The organism is Rhodococcus sp. USK10 (genome assembly GCF_019378875.1).
GTDB lineage: Bacteria > Actinomycetota > Actinomycetes > Mycobacteriales > Mycobacteriaceae > Rhodococcus_F > Rhodococcus_F pseudokoreensis.
This window is the reverse complement of the sequence record NZ_CP076048.1, coordinates 13,976-33,875: the sequence shown is the minus strand read 5'-3', so window position 1 is coordinate 33,875 and position 19,900 is coordinate 13,976. Positions and strand designations below refer to the sequence as shown.

The following is a 19,900-nucleotide window of genomic DNA, read 5'->3' as shown; positions in this document are numbered from 1 at the left end:
ATCGTCGGCTGTTCCCGACGAAGTCGGCGTCGGGGTCTGGAGAGTCCACCGGAGCGCTGCTGCTCGACCTCCTCGTGGACAGTGCGCTCCCTTGATGCGATCGCAGAGTTTCGGATGGGTGGTGCGGCGACCACCCTCTGTTGCGTTCTCTACGGCTCTCTAGTGCGCACGGCCCGGGGCGCGCCTTCGACGTGCGCCCCGAGACACCGATCCCGCAACGCTCACCGGTGTCTCGTGGGTGGCCTGGGTTTTAGATGCTGCCGGGGATGTCGAGGACTTCGATTCCGGCCGTGGCGTGCAGCGCATCCCAGAGGTCGGTGCGATCCGATAGTGCGTCGGTACCGGCCACGGTGAAGGCGGTGGGGGTCGCTACCGTGCTGGTCTGGTCTCCACTGGGTGCGAACAGGGCGTGGCAGGCGTGGACGTGGGTCATTTCGTGGCGCGCCCAGTAGCGGATGCCGTCGAAACCGGCTGCGCGCAGTGCCTGCGCCCATTGCTGGGTGAGCGGGTAGTCGGTGGTGGTCGAGATCTCGGACGTCATGCCGAACTGAATTGCGGCGTTCGAGGTCGCGTCGGCGAGGCGGAGTTCTCGGTCGACTGCCACCGCGGAGATGACTCGTTGCGCGATCTCCGGGCTCGGGATGAGCGCGATGCCGCACCAGGTCTCGAGGAGGGTGATCAGTTCGGACTCGGCGGTGTAGCAGGTTCCGTCGGGGCCGGTCAGGTCGAAGCGGCCCCCGAGGCTGGTGCCGAACCACCACGGGGCGAACTTGGCCCCGTGCGTGCGGTACGTCGTCGTGCCGGCGGGCACCGTGCACACAGGGAACCGTCCCCGGAGTGTGTCCGGGGACGGTGGGACGGCGAGGTGTTGTGTCGCTCGGGATGCGCTCACGAAGCCAGCCGTTCGGCTGCCTGCCGGGCGAGCGTCACGACATCGGCGGTGTCACCGTCGAGGAGGGCCTGCCTCGGGGTGCGGTCGTCGAGTTCGGGTTGTGGGCTCGACATCCACGAGGCGATGGTCCAGGTCTGGACGTCGGCGGACGCCCACACCTTCAGGACGTCTTTGATTCCCCGGATCGGGACGTGGGGTGCGGTGTCGGTCAATCCGCCGGACCAGTAGCCGATCGTTCCGTCGGCGGCCTCGAGACGCAGCACACGAAACTCCTTGACGGCTTGGCTGAGGGCCTGCTTCGTCCAGCCGGTGGCGTCGACGGCCTGCTTGTGGGTCAAGATCGCACCGATGTGGTTCTCCCAGGCGCGGCGGGCCTTGAGGTTCGAGAGCACGTTCTTCACGCCGGCGGCGACGTACTTGGCGTCGACGTCGTCGAGTTGTTCTGCGGCCATTCCGCTGGCGGTGAGCTGGTCGTCGACGACCTTCTTCAGTGGTGTGCTCATGCCACCATGATCCTCGGTCAAGTAGGTCAAGTCAAGAGGTCAAGCAGTTCGCTGTGTGACAGCTCTCCAGCTGTCTAAGCAGGGGGTTTCTTCGCGCCACGTGGTGGGGATCACCGAGGTAGCCACCTTTCGGCAGGTATCCGGCAGGCACGGTGCACGCGGGGACCGACGGCCATTCGCGGCCGCCAGACCCTCCGACTGCCTCCCCTCTTCGGCGGGCGGGCCGTTCGTCGCTCGCGGTCGGAGGGGCCCCTCAACCTCCGACCGTGCGCGCCCCTCCCAACCCCTCGGGCCGCTGTTGTGAGGCGTCCGACTGCTACGCGTTTGCCAGCGGCCGGCACGTCGAAATGTGGCACCGCGTAATTAAGTAGTTGCTCGCGCTCGTTTGATCAGAAACTCGTCGGAATAGGCAATTGTCCAATTGAATTGGTCGGTTGTTCAAGTATCGCATTTAAGAAGATTGTCGTATTGGTGAAACTTTTCGGGTGTCGATGCGATATGTGAAGTAAGCGGTGAACGCGATCGCGGCTTCCCTGGTGGGGGCCGGCGTCACCGTCCTATCTGAGTCGGGACTTTTTCAGAATCGAAGGTGAGCACGATGAACAAGATCGCGTTGCGCACAGCTGTTGCCGCAGCAGTTATCGCCCCTGTGATGCTCGTGGGGCCGGCACCGCAACAGCCGCACCTACTGTCACCGCGGGCGGCAAAGGTGAGATCAGCATTGCGGTACCGGCGGGGGAGAGCTGGAATTGCTTCGCACTCGACTCGAATTTCGGATTCAAAGCCGGCGTCGGAAAGATCGGCGGTTTCGCGTCGGGATCCAATGTGAACGTTTTCTGCTTCGGAAGTGTGGCCCCGTTCTTCTTCACCGGGAGCGTCAAGGTCACGTAACCAACTTCGTCCTGCCGAATCCGCATTTCCACTACGAGAATCGGGTCTGCCTGGTGCCCCGGTCTTTCCATCTGTCGGCCGCGCCCGGACCGCGTCGTGGAACAACGACCGCGGATGCCGCGACTGCGCGTACCGTGACCTTTCGACTCGACTGCACACGGGTCAGGACCGGACCCCATCACCCCCAACGCCCGGTCGTCGGGGTGGTAGGGTCCTGTCCCTTTGCCGTCGATGTGTTCGACCGGCAGGCTTCTGCGGCGCGGCCGGTGAAACGGCCAGCACGTGATCGAGGGCCGTTACGTCGAGGAGTGCATCGTGCGGGAGATCGTTGACGAGAGCCCGAAGGCGTCCGCCCTGCTCGAGTCGATCCGCGGCCAGCCCGAGGTGCTCACCCGCGATGCCCGGATTGCGTTGGGCGAGATCATCGGCCACAGCCTGGAGGCCACGCGGGAGACGGACACTCGCACCACTCTCGATGCGTTGTCACCGCTGACCGACACCGTCACCGTCCGCGAACCCACCCACGACGAGGACGCCGTCCAGATCGCGATCCTCCTCGAGGTGGACCGGCAAGACGAACTCGAGCAGACGGTCGGCGACCTGGCCGCATGCTGGGACAACCGGGTCACCATGCGCATCCTCGGCCCCATGGCCCCCTACGACTTCGTGGTGAGACCGAAGCCTGAGGACTGACGAAAGATTTTGTGGCATGCAGGATTCGAAGCCTCTGCTCACCTGTACGTTCGATGCGGCGCTGCGTGCAGGACGATCGCGGTGGGCCTGCGGAGGATCGGGTGAGTCCGGGGATCCGGCTGGTCTGAGCGCCGCCCGACCCCACGGCGTGGTGAGCGGACGGGGTGCGTGCCTACCTGTCCCCGGGCGAGTCTGCAGAACTGCTGGTCGCGGGGGCCGACCAGAGGTGGCGATGGTCGGCGGATCCGACATTGTGCTCGAGGCGTCGGCCATCCGGTGCCGGCTCACTCCGCGTGCTGGTGTCGGGGAGTCAGGTCTCGCAGGCGACGCCATCTCGGTCGCGGTCGAGGTCGAGGCTGTAACCGGGGGAGCCGGCGTACAGGGGTGCTGCTCCCGCTGCTCTCGCTGCGGCGCAGTTCGGGTAAACCACTGTGTATGCCGGCGGTGGCGGTGGCGGTGGGTGGTGGCGGTGGGGGCGGTGGAGATGGAACCTGCGGAGGTGGTACGTACGGCGCGGGCACCGGTGCCGGGGCAACGGGAGGTGGTGCGGGTGCGGGTGTCTGCGGCACGGAGTCGGTATTGCCGTTGCAGGGCGGCCCCCACAGCCCCCTTCCCGCGGCGATCGCGTTTTGCTCGGCGGCGACGATCTGCGGATGGCGAGTGACGGGGGAGTCGTAGACATAGGACTTTGCCATTCCCGCTCGGGCCGACTCGACGGAATAGTCCCAGCCGTCCGGCTTCACGACGTAGACCAGCGTGCGTCCATAGGCGTCCGTCGCGTCCTGGGTGGAGTCCGCTACCAGTGCCACCCGCTCACCTTCGAGTTGCTCCTGCGCCCAGGAGGACGCTTCGGGACCCCAGCACGCCACGGTGTGGCCGGGCTTCTTGGTCTCTGGGGTGTCGATGCCCAGCACCCTGATGGTGAGCGCGCCCTTGGCGTCGTCCTGCACCTCGATCGTGTCTCCGTCGATTACCTGCGTAACCGTTGCCGTGGCCACCACGGTCGCCGTGGCGGCACGTCGGTCTGGCTCGTGAGAAGGACCGACGGTGGGGACTGGCGCCGGCGCGGTCGTGCCGGCCGGAGTGTCGGCTGTGGCCGGTGGTGCTGGATTCGACGTGGTCTCGGGCGGTTCAGACGTTGCGGCCGGTTGGGCGGCCGTGGTGGTGTCCGGGGCACCGTCGGCGGAGGTATCGACGGGCGTCTCGGTCCGGGAGCCGCCGATGTACGCAATGATCAGCAGTGTGACGGCCACCCCGACGCCGACGAGCTTGCCGCGTTTCGGCGGCTCGACGATCGGGGCAGCTGGGACGTAGTGGCCGGTCATTGCAGCCTGGTGTTCGGCGTCTGTCCGCGCCGCGACCCGCAACTGTTCGATCCGCCGTTCCCTGGCTGCCACCACGTGCTGGCGGAACGCCGCGAAGTACAGACAGACTCCAGCCAGAATGAGCAGAAAGAGCCCGGTGAGAATGTCCAGCTCGACGAAGGCGGACGCCGCTGAGAGGACGAAAAGTGCTGCAAGAAGCCAACATACGACCCGTACGCTGGTTTTGATTTTGTTCACGGGAGACTCCCGAGAGGAGAGATCAGTGTGCTTGCTACATCGCTCCTCCGGTGATCGTCGTTACCGGAGGAGCGATGTCTGACAGGATCGCCCTCGCGTAGTCCTGCTCTGGATGTCGGTTGACCTCCGATCTGGGATCGTCGCCGGTGTGCGTCCATGGCAGCGGCGATCTCTCGCCGCATCGTGCCGCTCCTGACTGCGACGTGACCTGGTGGTATGACGGCGGCAGGCCGGTGGGCATCTGCCTTGCTCGGGTGTCGGGAGGAACGGCGGTCCCGGGCGTCCTGGCGCGTCGCCGCGGTGGGTGATGCTGGACGTGGCCACGCGGGTGCTGGCTACGGATGCATGCGGTGTTGCCCCCGCTCGGTGCGGTGACGGCGACGACTGCCGGTGTGGGCGCCGTTGGGTTGTTTGGGTTTCACCGTCCCTGCGACGCTCGTGTGCATTGCCGCGGCGTTGGGTCGCGGTACTGACGGGCACGGTGGCACTGGCGGCCCAGTGCATCAGCAGGCAGCAACCGCTCGGGTGTTCTCCCTCGTCGGCCACACCGGTACCGGTCGGGGCAGGCGTCCGGCGGCTACCGCGTGCGACCGAGCATCGGTGCAGTGCGCGTTATGCGAGGAGCGGGCCCGCGGTGCGTCAACCCCCGCCGGCGACCGACGACGGCGCTCGCGTTCTGGCCTTCTCGCTGCAGTCCGCCGGTGTGTCAGCCGGACGGAGGGCGGGAGTGGTGCAATGAAGGTGGGTGACGAGGTGAGTGAGCGATGAAGCAGGTCCTGAAGGCGGTGCTGGTGTGCCTGGTGGTCGGCGCCGCGGTGCTGGTGGTGTGGGTGGTCGCGTCGCGACCGCAGCCGCCCGAGCCGCCGCGCCCGCTGCCCGATCCCGCGGTCATGGTCCACGGCCGGCCGACGACGTGCAGTGAACTCTTCGGGCAGCCCTGTGATTTCGGGTTGCAGTCCGCCTTCAACCGGTGGGGGCCAGGCCTCGGCCCGTTCGTCGATTCTGGGGTCCTGGGCCCATACGCCGAGAGGATCGGGTTCGTGGCGTCGGCGAAGCTGAGTCTGGACGCCTGCGCACTGTCACACACCACCGGAAAGACGGTCCTCGAATTCGACGAACAAGCGCAACGGCAACACCCGGACGCCGGCAGCCCCGAGTTGTTTGCGTTCTGGAACCGGACCCGGCAAACCCTGTGCCCCCTGTGACCCGCTTGGTCGACGACGGCACGACGTCGGGCGATGGTGACGCCGGATCACTTGTCGCAGGCGATACCGTCCTTGTCCCGGTCGAGTTTTGTCGAGTAGCCGGGCTCGCCTTGGTAGATCGGCGCCGCCCCGGCTGCTTTCGCGTCGGCGCAGGACGCGTAGCTGACCGAGGATTGCGGGGCGGCCGGGATCACGGCGGGGGCGGGCGGGGGAGCAACGGCCACGGGTGTCGTGGGCGCGACCGGGGCGACCGGCGGGGCGACGGCCGGCGTTGTGGTTATCGGCAGGGCGGCGGTGGTCGTGGCGGGCGCCGCGCCCACGGCGGTCGTGGGCCGTGCGCTCGATGCGTCGACCAGCCGGGCCACCGAGGCCGTGGTGGTGGTCGACGTGCTGCTGGACTGCGCGCCGCCACCGCAGCCGCTGATGAGGGCGGAGATGGCCAGCGCTGCCATCCCCAGGGTTGTCTTCTTCATTCCGGCATGAAATCAGGCAAACAGGACGTTCGGTATCCGCTGAGTGACCGACAGACGACACAGAAGGCGCTCCGCGGACCGAGTATGTCGTTGCGGTTGTTTCGTTTGTTGCGTATATTTCGTTTAGGAGGTGTGGGATGTCCGCAGCGCATGATCAGCCGACCGTGGTCGAGCAGGAGCAGGCCCGGCAGGCCCTGCAGCTGCTTCGTGATGTCGATCCGGCGGGGGAGACCCTGGATGTGACCGTGGCCGGCACCGCGGAGTCGGTGCATCTTCCTCGGGCGGCGCTCGATCTGATCCGCGAGGTGTTGGCGAATATGGCCGCGGGGCAGGGGGTCACCGTGGTCCCGGCGCACGCGGAGCTGACGACCCAGCAGGCCGCGCAGATGCTCAATGTCTCTCGGCCGCATGTGATCAAGCTCCTCGACGAGGGGCACATCGAGTACCGGTTGGTCGGCCGGCATCGCCGGATTCTGGCATCGTCGCTGCTCTCCTATCAGCGGACGCAGCTGGGGGCCTCGCGTGCCGCCGCGGACGAGCTGGCGGCCCTGACGGAAGACCTCGGGCTGTACTGACGTGACCTTCACCGTGCTCTACGACGCGAATGTGCTGTACCCGAATGTGTTACGAGATGTGCTGATCCGGCTCGCGCAGACCGGCCTGGTGCACGCGCGGTGGACGGATAAGATCCTGGACGAGACGTTCGAGAACTTGGCCGAGGATCGCCCGGACATCCCGACAGCGACGTTGACGAAGCTACGGGAGCTGATGAACAGGGCGGTACCGGACTGCCTGGTCACCGGCTACGAGACACTCATCCCCGCACTCACGCTGCCGGATGCGGACGACCGGCATGTGCTGGCCGCGGCGATCCGCGCCGGCGCCCAGGTCATCGTCACCGCGAATCTGCGGGACTTCCCCGACGCGGAGCTGGCGCAGTTCGGCATCGAGGCCAAGCATCCGGACGAGTTCGTGATGGATCTGTTCCACCTCGACGGGGTACGGGTCCATCAGGCGGTCAGCGCGACGGCCGCGGCGTGGCGTCATCCACCGGGGACCCCCGCTGATGTGTGCGACCGCCTTGCGGCGGCGGGGTTGCCTATTTCCGCGGCGGCGCTCCGCCGCTGAGCGGCGCCAACGACCACTCCGGTGGCGGCTGCTGTTGCCACTGCTGTGGACGCGGTCCGTCAGCTGGTCGGCCCGGTTGCGGCGCCCGCCGGCCAGTTGCTTCTGCTTTGGAAATATTGGGTGGCTTCCGGGGTTTCGGTGTATTCGAGGAGGTTGCCGACGTGGGCGGCGAGGACGTCGCGGACTTGGGCGGGGGTGGCGAAGAAGAATTCGCGGCGCAGGTTGGCGTGGTTGAGGCGTTGCCCGGTGAACGCGTTGTGCAGTGCGTTTTCGAGTGTGATGGCGTCGTCGGAGAAGTACAGGGCGTGGGTGTCGAAGGGGAAGGGCACGGAGGCGCTGCCGAGTTCGCGGACCCGGTCGGTGGGGTCGAGGCGTCGGGTCATGCCGATCTTGACGACGTTGGGGCCGAAGGCGCCTTGGTTGCTGATGACGTAGACGTAGCCGGCGCGGATGTTGGCTTGGCGGTAGTCGTTGTCCTCGATCGCCCGGTCCAGGTCGGCGAGCTTGTCGAGGATCCGCTGCTTTTCCTGCGGGTCGGCGGTGTCGAGGGAGGTGAGCACGTTCTGGTAGTGGGCGCGTTCCTTGTCGAGTTTCTCGCGTTGGGCGGCGAGTTCTTGTTCGACTTTGCGTTCCTCGCGGAGGCGTTCGCGTTCGGCGCGGGCGGCTTCTTTCTCTTCCTGCACTTTCATCATGTAGTCCGCGGTCAGTTCGAGCTCACGGATCCGTAGGGCGTGATAGGTGTCGGCGACGTGCATTTGCATGATGTCGCCGAGTTTGGCGATCGTCGTTGCTGCTTTGTCGAGGCGTTTGACGGCGGTGGCGAGGTTGCCGGCGCGGATGGTGCGGACGCAGATGTCGGCTTCGGCGTTGTAGGCGCGCAGCATCAGTTTCGTCAGGTCCGCGGTCATCTTGCGGCCCTTGGCGAGGGAGTTGTTGAAGCTGAACATGTTCGACGCGTCGATCGCCTCACCGCTGGTGACCGCGTCCTTGATCGCGGCCTGTATGTCGGTGAGTTGGTCGCGGTAGGCGGCGGCGTTCTCGAGGGGGTGGTGGTAGGTGTAGATGCCGACTTCCTGCAGCACCAGGCGATCGTCGGTCTCCACGATGCCAGGATCGGCACCGCCGCCCGTGGGCGCGAGGCCGTGGGCGGACTGCGCGCCGGCGCGGTGGGCGTTCTCGGTCGCCTGCGCGAGGTCGCGTTCGAGACCGGCGATCCGGTCGAGCAGGGTATTGGCCTCGCGTTCTTTGACCACGAGCATCTCGCGGAGCGCCTTGATGGTGACGCTGGGATCCGGACTGGTCATCTGATAATCCCCTTTCCGCCGTTAGCCACGGACGCCGCGCGTGTTGGCGACCGGAACCAGGTCGTGCGGATTCTTGGACACCCCGGCACGCAGGTGGTCCAGGGTGGCGCGGGCCTCGACCCGAGACAGATCGAGGCGGGTGAAGGTGTCCCGGTCGGTGGCCAACTGCACCAGGGTGAGGGTGGTGTCGTGCCCGGTGCCGGGGTCGATCGCCCTGGTGCCGAGTTCCATCGAGATCGTCGCGATGATGCCGTCTCGGTCGGCCTCGAAGATCTCGTGGACGGTCCGGATGGCCACTTCGGAGACCGCCTTGGCGTAGCGGTCCTTGCGGGCCTTGACGGTCAGCGGGGTGCTGGTGATCGAGTCACTTGCCTTGACGTACTTGAACGCCTTCTCCGCCGGGAGGGCAGCCGGGGCCGGAACGGTGACGGTCAACCGCAGTTCCCGATCCGCCGGGTCGAACGCGAAGTCGTGCTCGACGGGGAAGCAGTCCGGGTACACCGAGTTCCCGAGCACGATGGACACGTACTCCTCGAGCGCCCATGGCTCACGCTCCTGCAACGCCACCATCAGTCGCTCGAGTTTCACATTCGCCGACAGCACCGATTCCCGCCGCTCGCGGCATTCGCGCTCGTACTGCTCCTGCGCGGCCTGCAGTTTCTGCGCACGCTCGGCCTCGATCCGCGCATATGTGTGCTCGTTCTCCGTCTCGACCCGGGTGCGGTCGGCGAGCAGCCCCTGCCAATGGTGATGCTGCTGCCAGAACAACGCCTGCGCGTCGGAGATCGCGGACGCGTGCTTCTTCTTGCCGCCGAGCGCCGCCCCGAGCCCGGTCGGGGCCGGGGGCTCGGTGTAGACGGGCTCCGGCGGGTAGGGCAGCGGATCGGGGCGCCGGGTTGGGGTGGTCAGATCGGGCCGGTCGAACGGCGGGTGTGCGATCTGCTGCCGCAGCGCTGCCAGGTCGACGTAGTCGTCGACCGACAACGTCGCCGACAGGAGGCTGTCGATGGCCTCGGACTGCTCTGCCAGTTCTGTGTTGAGCCGTTCGACCTCCGCGAGCCGTGCTTGTTCGTGCAGCCGGGCGCGTTCCTTCGCCGCATGGGCGGCGTCGGACGCGGCCATCCGGGCGCTGGCGGCCTGGGCGCGTTCGAATTCCCGCTGGGCGCGCTGCGCTTCGCGGACCGCGCGGGCGTGTGCCTGGGCGGTCGCCCGTTGTTGCTGGCGTTGCCGTTGCTCGGCGAGCCGCGCCTGGTGTTGCATCTCCGCGAAGAATCCACGTCGCCTGGCCATACCTGGGCCCCCTTCAGTTGAACAGTGCGTCGATCGCTGCATGTCGTCGATGTGAGCTTCGCAGCTCAAGTGGTCCGGCAGTGCGTCAATGCGTAGATGATTGATACCAAACAGCCCGCACACCAACGCGCTGTCGATCGAACGATCGACGCGGGCGCGCTGCAATGGAGTGGGCGGCGGAGCAGACACCGATCGACGCGGACTATCCGCACCGGCACCAAGGGCAACGCGGCCGCTCGTGAGGTGCGGATCCGTGTCAACAATCGGGAAACCAGCTCCGTGGTACGGGGATGACAAGATCGATGGTGGGCTGTCGCGATCAGCTGGGCATCGCTCGCGACGGCGAGTAGGGCGCCGGAAAGCGAGGTGGCGATCTATTGGCAATCAACCATCATCGAACAGTTCAAGCGTGTCCTGAGCGATCCGACAGGCAGGTGATGCAAGGCCCGCCATTGGCGAGCACCCACAGGACTATAAGGCAAGATGTTCGCTCGTGAGCAAGACAGACGGCCGGCAAAGTCGACGTGCGGCGTGGTGGACCGACATGAGGTGCGTCCACCGAGCGTTCTTTGTCAGCGCCTCGGTGGTCATGGTTGCTGGTGTCATCGCAGTCGTGTGCGCCGACCAGGACCTGACCCTCGACCTCGCTGCAGGGGCCGGGATTCTGCTGTCGGCGGCGGGGGTGATGGCTGCAATCGTCATTTTCGCGCGCCAATCTAAGCAGGGGGAAGCTGATCGCCTGTTCCACGAAAAGTTCATGGAAAGAACGGAAGGGTCGCTTGGTGAGTTGAAAGATCAGCTGGAACTTCGAGAGCAGATCGGTGCGGGTGCGGCCAAGCAGCTCGACGATGAGGACGCGACTACTGTTGAATTCAGTGGTACCGGAGCGGAGGAGGGGGTTCGTTCACAAGTCGATGCCGGATTCGGCTCAGAGGGAACTCATTCTGCTTCGGTAGGTGCGATCGAAGCCGATTTCCCGGCGGATTCGCTAGGCCTGGAAACCCAGGACGGGAGTGTGATCGTGTATGACCCAAAGGACGTCAAACTCTGGATGATTGGGGAGGTCGTCGATTTCTGGAAAAGGCAGGAGACGACTGGCCGGTGGAATCTGAGCACCCTCAAAGGCGCCGCACAGAAGAAAGGACACAGTCGCAATTCGTGGTTCCTAGTGTTCGAGAACCCAGATTCGAAGGAGTTCGACTACTACCGTGTGAGCACCGGAGGTCGGGGCAAGAAGACTCCGACGGTTACTCCGACCCCCCACGACGATGTAGCAGCGATAATGTACGGGAACAACGGATAGCGCTCTCTGGCGCCCGGTCTGGTGGCCGCGATTCCAATAAGAGATGGATCCGACGCGGGCAGGCAATCGGTCGTACGCTGGACGATAGAGGCCCGGATTCTGATATGGGTGCCGTGAACCTCCTCGGCGAAGGCATCGGCATTAGCCCGTGGAATAGCGTCCGCCGAGGGAACAGCGTCCGCCTTCGTTTTCGGTGTAGCCGCTACCTGAGCTCGCAACCAGATCAGATCCTAGTCGGGCGGGGCCCACAATCAGCGGCGATGAAGCGGAGTGCCGAATCCCGAATCCCTGACCGCTGCCAATGCAAAGATGAACAAGACGGACCCCCAACGTGTAGTCGTCTGCCTTGCGGCTCTTGTGCTGGTCGGTGTCGATGACCAACCGGACCATGAACGGCTGGCAAAGTTACTCGTTCTCGCGGAGGAAGCCTCGAAGAGATTTGTAGGTGCGAGCCCGCGCAACCATCTGGCTGCCGCCGCGAGCGAACTTTCTCAGCTATGGCTTCTGCCAACCCAAAGGCCGTACTGGACATTCTCAGGCACAGTCAAACCAATACTGATGACATCTCCGACAATTAGTCTGCACATACGTGATATGCGATGCGGAAGAAAATGTTAACGACAACCGGCGTCGAGATACCTTGATATACAAGGTCTTTCAGTCACGTTAGTACCCCTGTTTTCGTTGGGGCGCGGCAGGATGCGGTGTCGGTGGTGTCGACGTGCCCCTTGGCCGAGGGCGATGACCATAGCGACCAATTCTTCTTCCTGCCTTTGGGTCAATCGGACCGGGTCCGGGTCGCCGACTGTCGCTGCGTTCGCCATCGGGCAATGATCTACTAAAGATGTTTCGTTAATTGAGTGAGTGGTGATCATAAGGAAAGTCCGGTGTGGTTGAGGAAGCTGTGACACAGGTCGTAGCTCGAGCCGATCCGAGTCAGCCCGGACTCGGTCGCCACACGGACCTCGTCGAGTGTATCGGGGCACAGGTTGGCGAGTTCGGTGGATTTCATGTTGCCCCATGCTTGTTCGATCGGGTTGAGCTCGGGTGCATACGCAGGGAGGCGTTCGACGTGGAGCCAGCCGCGTTGGGTGGCCAGCCACGCGGTCATCGCCTTGGATCGGTGGGCCATGAGCCCGTCCCAGATCAGGATGACCTTCTGACCGGCGAAGTGGGCGCGGAGTTCGGCGAGGAACTCGATCAGCTTGTCGGTGTTGTAGGCGCCGTCGGTCATGGAGAACACGAACGCGCTTTGGCTGCGATCGGGCCGATACGCCAGCACTCCGGCCATGGACATGCGTTTCCAGGAGAACCGGTGATGCAGCACGTGAGAAATGATCAGAACCTGTGGATCCCGGGAGGGCGTGCCTTCCCGGAAGATGATCTGCGAGGTATCCGAACTCTGATCAAGACCAGCGCGCCAACGCTGGCGGGAAGGTACGCCCGTGCTCACGGTAGTACACGACGACGACCAGTCCAACGACGACAGCGGGCGGTCGCTGCTGGATGAGATCGTCCGCGAGGGTGCCCGGCAGATGCTCGCCGCTGCGTTGCAGGCCGAGGTCGCCGACTACATTGCCCGGCATGCCGGTGAGATCGACGAGAACGGCTACCGGCTGGTGGTACGCAACGGCTACAACCAGGAGCGTGAGGTGCTGACCGCCGCGGGTGCGGTCACCGTCAAGGCGCCGCGGATCAACGACAAGCGCATCGATCCCGACACCGGTGCACGGAGGCGGTTCTCCTCCGCGATTCTGCCGGCATGGGCCCGCAAGTCCGCGCAGGTGTCCGAGTGCTGCCGCTGCTGTACCTGCACGGACTGTCGACCAGCGACTTCGGCCCCGCCCTGGAGCAGTTCCTCGGCTCCGGTGCCGGCCTGTCGGCGGCCTCGATCAGCCGGTTGACCGCCCAGTGGCAGGACGAAGCGAAGGCCTTCGCGCAGCGGGATCTTTCGCAGGCGGATTACGTGTACCTGTGGGTGGACGGCATCCACGTGAAGGTACGGCTCGACCAGGAGAAACTCTGCCTGCTGGTGATGATCGGGGTCCGGTCCGACGGCCGCAAGGAACTCGTCGCCCTCACCGACGGATACCGGGAATCGACCGAATCCTGGGCGGACCTGCTGCGGGACTGCCAGCGGCGCGGGATGCGGGCCCCGGTGCTGGCGGTCGGTGACGGTGCCTTGGGGTTCTGGCGGGCCCTGCGCGAGGTATTCCCCGACACCCGCGAACAGCGGTGCTGGTTCCACAAGCAGGCGAATGTTCGTGCTGCGCTGCCGAAGTCCGCGCATCCTGGCGCGTTGGCGGCGATGAAGGAGATCTACCTCGCCGAGGAGGTCGACAAGGCTCAAGTGGCGATCAAGGCGTTCGAGTTCGATTACGGCGCGAAGTACCCGAAGGCGGTCGCGAAGATCGTCGACGACGCCGACGTGCTGCTCGAGTTCTTCCGGTATCCGGCCGAGCATTGGGCGCATCTGCGCACGACAAATCCCATCGAATCTACCTTTGCGACAGTACGATTGCGGACCAAGGTGACCAAGGGTCCGGGTTCGCGGGCGGCCGGGATGGCGATGGCCTACAAGCTGATCGAGGCGGCACAGGCTCGGTGGCGGTCGGTGAATGCGCCGCATCTGGTGGCGTTGGTGCGGGCCGGTGCGCTGTTCCACAAGGGCAAGCTCCTCGAGCGGCCAGTCGAGATCACCCCGGAACCGTCACCGGACACCCCGGTGACGGAGGTCGCCTGACGGCCTCTGATCCACAGGTTTTGACAATTCCTCTGCAGCACGGGTGTGAGGCCTTTGGGCGCCCAGGTTGCGCGGATGACCGGCAGCAGCGACACACCGCTTTCGTCCTGGAAGCAGATCCACGCACCTCGGCGCCGCGCTATTTTTTATCCGCGGCCACTCGTTCTCCCGCCAGGCGACGATGGCGTCCTCGTCACGTTCGACTGCCCGCCGTGCCGGCCGCTGCCGGCTCCAGCCCAGTCGGGTCCGCAGGATCGTCCACGTCTGAGTGGGTCCGTAGGTCACGCCGGTGAGCCGCTCGATCACGATCGCGACCCGGCCCAGGGTCCACACCCCGGTCGCGAAGCCGTGAGCTTGGGGTCCTTTGAGTAATTCCTCTCGGATCACGGCGATCTGGGCGTCATTGAGGCGGGGTCGGCGTCCAGCGCGACCGGCACCTTCCAACGCCTCGTTGCCCCCTTCGATCCACTGTCGATGCCAGCGTGAGGCGGTCTGCTGGGAGACCTCCAACTCGACCGCGACATCGACCTGCCGCCGCCCAGCGGCGAACATCTCCGCAGCCCGCATCCGCCGATCACGCAACGCCTCGAGATCCCGGCGACCGCCGCGCTGCTTGACTTTCCGGGCATCCGAGCCCTCGCCCGAACCGGTTTCCCTTACCTGCCATTCATCAATGATCCAGCAGCACAGTGTGAATCCCGTTCAACGACACGCCCTATTACCGAGACATCTCTAATCGCCTGAAGATGAGTGACCGTCCTGCGGGTTTCCGTGCCTCCAGTCTGGGCCACCCCCGAACTCGCTCCAAGCCTGGCCGTCGCGACCGGACCCGGTCGGACGTCCCGGGATCAAACGCGGCGACCTCACCGGACTCACCGTCGGCGGCAACCTTCGACAGGCGATCTGGTTGTACGAAGGTGACCTGCGAGGTGAGGATCGTGACGGCGTGGCCGGGACCAGGTCAGGTCTCGAAGTCGTACACCCTCGTCCTTGCTGTTAGTGGCTGCCCGTCGGATTCGCCGCCGCCAGCTCCTGGCTGTGTAGCTCCGCGGCAGCGGAGATCAGCTCCTCCATGGTTTCGGCTTGGACACGAACGGGTTCCCACGGTTCTCCATGAACTAACAGAAGCTGGTGCTGGCGTCCTTTGATGAATGCGGCGAAGGCACCGGGTGTGGTTCCGATTCCTGTCGCGAAGTGCTGGGTGAAGAATATCCCGTTTCCGGGCGTGGGCTCGAATGATGCACGGATGATTGCGTGGTGGTCGTATCCGCACTGTTCGAACGATCGCGGCCATCTGGGTAGCGGCCGGGCGACATGCCAATCACCGTGAGAATCCGCCGCGCCGGTGACAAACCGCGGACGATACCTGTCACACAGCAAACTGCCGACGGCCGTGACGATCTGGAATCGAAGGAGGCGGAAGTCGGGTTCACGGCCGACGGCGGTGGTCTGTCTCGCAGGACGGCCTGACTGCGATCTCCGAGGCTTCTGAACGACGGAGCCCCGACTCGCGTTGGGCATCGGTGGCATATGTTCCGCGCGAGTATTCATTCGAGATGTCGCCGCTCTGTGCGGGTGTGGCCGAACTTCCAGGTACCCGATCCGTATAGAACAGCTGTCGTATCGATTTCGGTCCAGTCACCAGCCAAACCTGGTTGGGAATCGTTTGAACTGAAGAGCTGCTTCTCGCCCAAATGGCCGAAGACAATTGACCATTGGGCTGATTCGAGTACGTTTGTCAGCCACGTGTGGCGGACGAGTAGTGCGGCGTGTTTTTGGTCGGCGGTATCTAAATATTGGGCGGTGACTTGACGATCGGCGTCGAGCCATTGTCGCGTGCGGTTCAGCCAGGTCAGCTGGCCGGCTTCGAAGAGTTCGAGCGATGGCATCCAGGCGTTGACTGCCTCGTCGATGGAGCAGTCGAGGACAACCGACTCCCAGCAGTATTCATTCCACGTGGGATAGACCGGTTTCGGAAGAGGCTTGGCACCATGTCCGGTGTCCCATTCTTGGGGATACTCGTTGGCCGACGCTCCCCACGGCATCTCGCCGAGATAGACCACCGAGGTTGGGCTGCTTCCCTCTGGCATCCATCTTCCCATTAGCGAGTTCTCTGATAAGAACTTGTAGACCGACGACGTATTTGATTTCGCAACAAGCCAACTGTAGATGTGGCTCCCTTGTTGGCGACGGTTGCGGTCAGGATCCTCCCCTCCGAGGGGATCCTCCTCTTCCCAATTGTGTGTCGAGTGAAGTACCACCCATGCGCTACCGTCAGGAGCGAATCGCTTGAGGTGTGGTTCAATTTCGACTATGCCATCCGGGCGCGCAGCCCAGTCGCAGTCTGCTGGAGGATCGGACCGACGATAGTCGGGCCCGTCCGGGAGCCACCAGTGTGTGCTGTCGTCGGTGGGGAACGTCGTCTCGAATCGCGTCTGCCGACGGGTACTCGACAACAGTGGCGACGGCGGCAGGGTCGGATCGATATCGCGTCCATGAATCTGCCAGGCGCCTCGATAAGCGCTCTCGTTGTCGCCCAGTCGTCGTCGAGGGTGGTAATTATCGGCGATCCGCGCTAGCAACTCGCGCAGCGCGATCCACTGATACTTCTTACCGAAGCGTTCGGGTTTGTGGCCTTCTCTGCCACGTGAGGAGATGGTGGCATCGAACTCGGCGAACAGTTGCGGAGTCCATCCCAATTGCAGCACCCTTCGGAAGATCCATGTCTTCGCGGAGTCGTCGGGGAACTCCGTACGTGGCTGAGTTTCAGTCTGGTCTGGCGTGCGTGGGGAATTCTCCTCCGGGTCTTTATCTCCGGCGTCCTCTCGTTGAGCCCTACTCTGCAGCGCGGCAAGTCTCTGACGGATGTCGTCAAGGGCGGCCTGGGCGGGCGGAGGGGGAGGCGAGGGATAGGGTTCGTCTACGGGGTACCGGCTGAAATGCCGGACGTCGGGGCCGACGACCTTCACGCCGAAGTCGCCAAGGCCACAGATGGACATAAGAATACTCGAGTACCCGGCCTGCGCTGTGGATCCCGTCGCGCGCGGACCATATACGGCAAATAGCTCGCTCTCGGTAGGCGCGTCCAAGGTCAGCGGCGACCGCGCCGACTGGGGAAGCTGATCGGCCGCGTCACGGTCGAGCATTCCCGCTCGTACGCACCATTCCACGGTACCGTTCAGTGCGTCTCGGGCCAGCAAATCGGGTGCGGAGCGCCGGGCGACCGCTGCGGCCATGCACCGCACAACCTCGACCGCATCCTGTTGAATCGATGTTTCCGACGTGATTAGCGCACCATGGGTGATCACGCAGAGGCGTTCGAAGATGTAAGGGTCGTCGACTGCGCTGAACCGTTCATACAGATTCTTGAGGATGTCTAGACGGTGCGAGAGCAGCCGAGAGAGCGTCTTTGTGATGTGATCGCGCATCGGGCGATGCGGTGTTCCTAGCATCCAGACCAGCACAATCGCGACTCGCTCGACGACATCGTGCGGGTAGTTCTCGTGGTCCGGCCGTGCGGCCCATCGGATGATTCTGCCGAGGGCGCCGGCATTCATGTTGTGATACAGGGAGATTCCCCATGAAGCGTCGCGCTCGGGCATTGCGGTCTGATCGAGAAGTCGGTGAAGGTAGTCAACATCAAGGCGATGGCCCGGATGGACGGACAGCTCGACCAGCGTTTGCGCCGCCAACTCGCGCATCGACGGCGGCAGTCCAGCCAGTTGCTCGAAAAGCTCGACGGTGTCAGTGGTGATGGCGTCACCACTGCGCGTTGGCAGGCTGCGTAGAAATGCCTCATGCCACTGCTGTTGGTCGAGCGGATCGAGGTTCCACGTCGTTGTTTTGAGCAACTCGACGCCAAATCGTTCGGGTATTAGCACTGACAGTGCCTCGATGACACCCGAGGACGATGCACTGATGGTGGACGCGGCTGCGGCGAGCTGTGAGACCGTCGTGATAGTGGAGAGAATCTCTTCGGCGATCATGTAGTCGGAGAACCGTTGATAGCTGAGCTTGACAACTTCGGTCGCGACGAACTCGGTGCCGTCATCGATGTCGATGATATCGGCCGACAGCAATCCTTCCGACAGGAGTTCGCCGAACAAGGTTCGTGGCCACGACTGCAGATGAGACGCAAGCGCCGTGATGTGCTCTTTCGCCTCGGATCGTGGAATCCAATCCTGTCTGTGTTCAGTGAACTCCTTTGCCATGAGGCTCATGCATCGCTGCACGAGACGATCGGATTCATCCAGCTCTAGCGTTCTGGACACCTTCTGATTGACTTTGTCCAGATACCGGTCGAATAGGGTACTGACGGTTATAGCTCGCTGGTTCGCCGGCGGGGACCAGCCGTTTTGCACGGTCTCGCAGTACAGCTTGAGGAACAGCGGATTCGACATGTCCTGACCGACCAACGGTAGCTGTGGTGCCGGCAGCTGATAGTGCGCGAAGAACGTCTCCGCAGCCAACTGCTCGACACCGGCGAAACCTTGGTGCTCGACGGTGGGTAAGTCGGGAGCGGCGGCGCCGAGCACGATGTCGCGATAAGTTGTGCGAACCGACACTGCCACGACAATCCAGGGAGCGTGGTGGCGGATCTCGGCGAGCAGGGTGGGGAGCTCGGTCTGCCAGCCACGCGCCTTATCGGACTCGTTGATTCCGTCGAGTAACAGCACGAAGGGGCGTTCGTACGCCTCCGCGGCCGATGCCATTGCCTGGAGCATCGTCACCCAACCCACGGTCTCCATACCGAGTCTTCGCGACAACTCGCTGAGCACATCGCTCCCGGTCAAGCTGCTTCCCATGATCAGCGCCGTGGGTTGACCGTCGCGCAGTAGCCGGTAGGCGGCATCGACGAACAGATGGGTTTTTCCCTGGCCGGCATCACCGGTAACGATCAGCGCACGTTCGTGCGCCGCCTGTGCCGCTCCCGATCGGAGATAACCCTGGACATCGAAGAGCCTTTCAAGCATCGAGTTCGCCTTGAGCGACACAGATTCATCGCCACATTCATCGATGACCCGGTCCACCTCATTAACACATCGCTGCAGAGCGTCGCGCAGATCGAGGGGAGCCGCCGGTGCATCGGCATCGGCATATCTCGCGAGCATCGCGCGGCACGACTGGATGGCTTCACGCAACGCGTCGTCGAAACGAACGCGCAGCAGCCCGTTAGCCGCCGAGTTAAACGACGTCTGCAACAACTTCCGATCGCGGCGAAATCGCGGTGCGCGCGCGAGTCCGTCGATCGCCGCCGCGATCGGCATCTCGATGTGCAGCTCCTCTGAGTAGCGAGGTCCGGCGACAGCTCGCGCCGAGTCGACCCGCTGGCGACACCAAGACAGCGACAGCACATCCTGATCCCAGAAGAACCAGGCACGTCCGCGATTGCTCGGGTCGTTCAACCGGGTCAGCAAGTCGCCACCAGGCCACAGCAGAATCTCAATGCGCTCGGATCCGGGCACCTTCGCCTCGCGCTGGTCGCGCCACCGTTCGAACTTTTCGACAGCTGAGGATCCGGTACGGCGGCCTCTCGTCTTCGGCACGACATCGGGCAAATCGAACGGGATGCAGAACGTCAATCGCACGCAATTGGGTCGCTCAGCGACAACCGTCTCCAGAGTGTCGGTGGCGAGCTTGAGGAAGTCGTCGATCCCGAAGGTGTACTTGACCTGCCATCCCCACTCGGTGTCATCCTCATGGCGAACGAACCACTCGTACCCACGGTCAGGGTTGCCGACCTTCCACAGGATGGCCCCGTCGGGGGTGGGATCGCGCAACTGATAGCACAACTCCTCGAACGCATCGGGCTGCGATCCATTCCAGGAGCGGATGCTGCGGAAACTGTCCAAGCTCAGCACTCTCGATCACCACTGACGCAGCTGAAATGATCGATTAGATCGCCGTCGAGAC

General features: G+C 64.2%; 14 protein-coding genes and 3 pseudogenes. 7 read left to right on the top strand and 10 right to left on the bottom strand.

Annotation, left to right across the window (positions count from 1 at the left end; translation table 11 throughout):
- Positions 1-250: 250 nt before the first annotated feature.
- Positions 251-892 carry an RES family NAD+ phosphorylase gene (locus tag I1A62_RS07100; RefSeq protein ID WP_219458345.1) on the bottom strand — a complete coding sequence of 214 codons (642 nt, stop codon included), beginning with the start codon at positions 890-892 and terminating at the stop codon, positions 251-253.
- Positions 889-1,395, bottom strand: coding sequence for a hypothetical protein (locus I1A62_RS07095; protein WP_219458344.1), 507 nt, complete (start codon positions 1,393-1,395; stop codon positions 889-891). The genes I1A62_RS07100 and I1A62_RS07095 overlap by 4 nt, the downstream gene beginning before the upstream one ends.
- 598 nt (positions 1,396-1,993) lie before the next feature.
- On the opposite strand from I1A62_RS07095, the pseudogene I1A62_RS47120 reads away from it, so the two are divergent.
- Positions 1,994-2,286, top strand: a pseudogene (locus I1A62_RS47120) (hypothetical protein).
- A 282-nt stretch (positions 2,287-2,568) separates the two neighbouring features.
- Positions 2,569-2,979 carry a GvpL/GvpF family gas vesicle protein gene (locus tag I1A62_RS07090; RefSeq protein WP_257890707.1) on the top strand — a complete coding sequence of 137 codons (411 nt, stop codon included), beginning with the start codon at positions 2,569-2,571 and terminating at the stop codon, positions 2,977-2,979.
- A gap of 310 nt (positions 2,980-3,289) precedes the next feature.
- Here I1A62_RS07090 and I1A62_RS46840 read toward each other — a convergent pair whose 3' ends face one another.
- Entirely contained in the window at positions 3,290-3,661 is a 372-nt protein-coding gene (locus tag I1A62_RS46840) for an excalibur calcium-binding domain-containing protein (protein ID WP_308340786.1), read from the bottom strand.
- Positions 3,639-4,304 (bottom strand): annotated as a pseudogene (locus I1A62_RS46160) (thermonuclease family protein); the annotation flags it as partial. The pseudogene I1A62_RS46160 and the gene I1A62_RS46840, both read right to left, overlap by 23 nt.
- 1,001 nt (positions 4,305-5,305) lie before the next feature.
- Here I1A62_RS46160 and I1A62_RS07080 point away from each other — a divergent pair.
- A complete protein-coding gene (locus I1A62_RS07080; RefSeq protein ID WP_219458343.1) occupies positions 5,306-5,746 on the top strand; it encodes a hypothetical protein in 441 nt (146 codons plus the stop codon).
- Positions 5,747-5,793: 47 nt separating this feature from the next.
- Here I1A62_RS07080 and I1A62_RS07075 read toward each other — a convergent pair whose 3' ends face one another.
- Positions 5,794-6,219 (bottom strand): excalibur calcium-binding domain-containing protein, encoded by a 426-nt coding sequence (locus I1A62_RS07075; RefSeq protein ID WP_219458342.1) that lies wholly within the window; start codon positions 6,217-6,219, stop codon positions 5,794-5,796.
- Positions 6,220-6,356: 137 nt separating this feature from the next.
- Here I1A62_RS07075 and I1A62_RS07070 point away from each other — a divergent pair, with 137 nt between their 5' ends.
- Both I1A62_RS07070 and I1A62_RS07065 read left to right on the top strand, forming a co-directional pair.
- A complete protein-coding gene (locus tag I1A62_RS07070; RefSeq protein ID WP_219458341.1) occupies positions 6,357-6,794 on the top strand; it encodes a helix-turn-helix domain-containing protein in 438 nt (145 codons plus the stop codon).
- Between the two features lies 1 nt (position 6,795).
- The gene (locus I1A62_RS07065; protein WP_219458340.1) at positions 6,796-7,347 is read left to right on the top strand and encodes a PIN domain-containing protein; all 552 of its coding nucleotides are present in this window, start codon (positions 6,796-6,798) and stop codon (positions 7,345-7,347) included.
- Positions 7,348-7,406: 59 nt separating this feature from the next.
- Here the strand turns inward: I1A62_RS07065 and I1A62_RS07060 are convergent, their stop codons facing one another.
- Both I1A62_RS07060 and I1A62_RS46155 read right to left on the bottom strand, forming a co-directional pair.
- The gene (locus I1A62_RS07060) at positions 7,407-8,651 is read right to left on the bottom strand and encodes a DUF4041 domain-containing protein (protein ID WP_257890706.1); all 1,245 of its coding nucleotides are present in this window, start codon (positions 8,649-8,651) and stop codon (positions 7,407-7,409) included.
- Positions 8,652-8,672: 21 nt separating this feature from the next.
- Positions 8,673-9,941, bottom strand: coding sequence for a hypothetical protein (locus I1A62_RS46155; protein ID WP_257890705.1), 1,269 nt, complete (start codon positions 9,939-9,941; stop codon positions 8,673-8,675).
- 493 nt (positions 9,942-10,434) lie between these two features.
- Between I1A62_RS46155 and I1A62_RS07050 the strand changes: the two genes are divergently transcribed.
- Complete coding sequence (locus I1A62_RS07050) at positions 10,435-11,244, top strand: hypothetical protein (protein WP_219458339.1); 810 nt, start codon at positions 10,435-10,437, stop codon at positions 11,242-11,244.
- Between the two features lie 871 nt (positions 11,245-12,115).
- On the opposite strand, the gene I1A62_RS07045 is transcribed toward I1A62_RS07050, so the two are convergent.
- Positions 12,116-12,571 carry a transposase gene (locus I1A62_RS07045; RefSeq protein ID WP_219458338.1) on the bottom strand — a complete coding sequence of 152 codons (456 nt, stop codon included), beginning with the start codon at positions 12,569-12,571 and terminating at the stop codon, positions 12,116-12,118.
- A gap of 118 nt (positions 12,572-12,689) precedes the next feature.
- On the opposite strand from I1A62_RS07045, the pseudogene I1A62_RS07040 reads away from it, so the two are divergent.
- Positions 12,690-13,987 (top strand): annotated as a pseudogene (locus I1A62_RS07040) (IS256 family transposase).
- On the opposite strand, the gene I1A62_RS47115 reads toward I1A62_RS07040, so the two are convergent.
- Together I1A62_RS47115 and I1A62_RS07030 are read right to left on the bottom strand one after the other, a co-directional pair.
- Positions 13,955-14,554 carry a winged helix-turn-helix domain-containing protein gene (locus tag I1A62_RS47115; protein WP_374710736.1) on the bottom strand — a complete coding sequence of 200 codons (600 nt, stop codon included), beginning with the start codon at positions 14,552-14,554 and terminating at the stop codon, positions 13,955-13,957. The pseudogene I1A62_RS07040 and the gene I1A62_RS47115 sit on opposite strands and share 33 nt — an antisense overlap.
- A 980-nt stretch (positions 14,555-15,534) precedes the next feature.
- Complete coding sequence (locus tag I1A62_RS07030; protein ID WP_219458336.1) at positions 15,535-19,848, bottom strand: ATP-binding protein; 4,314 nt, start codon at positions 19,846-19,848, stop codon at positions 15,535-15,537.
- Positions 19,849-19,900: the final 52 nt, after the last annotated feature.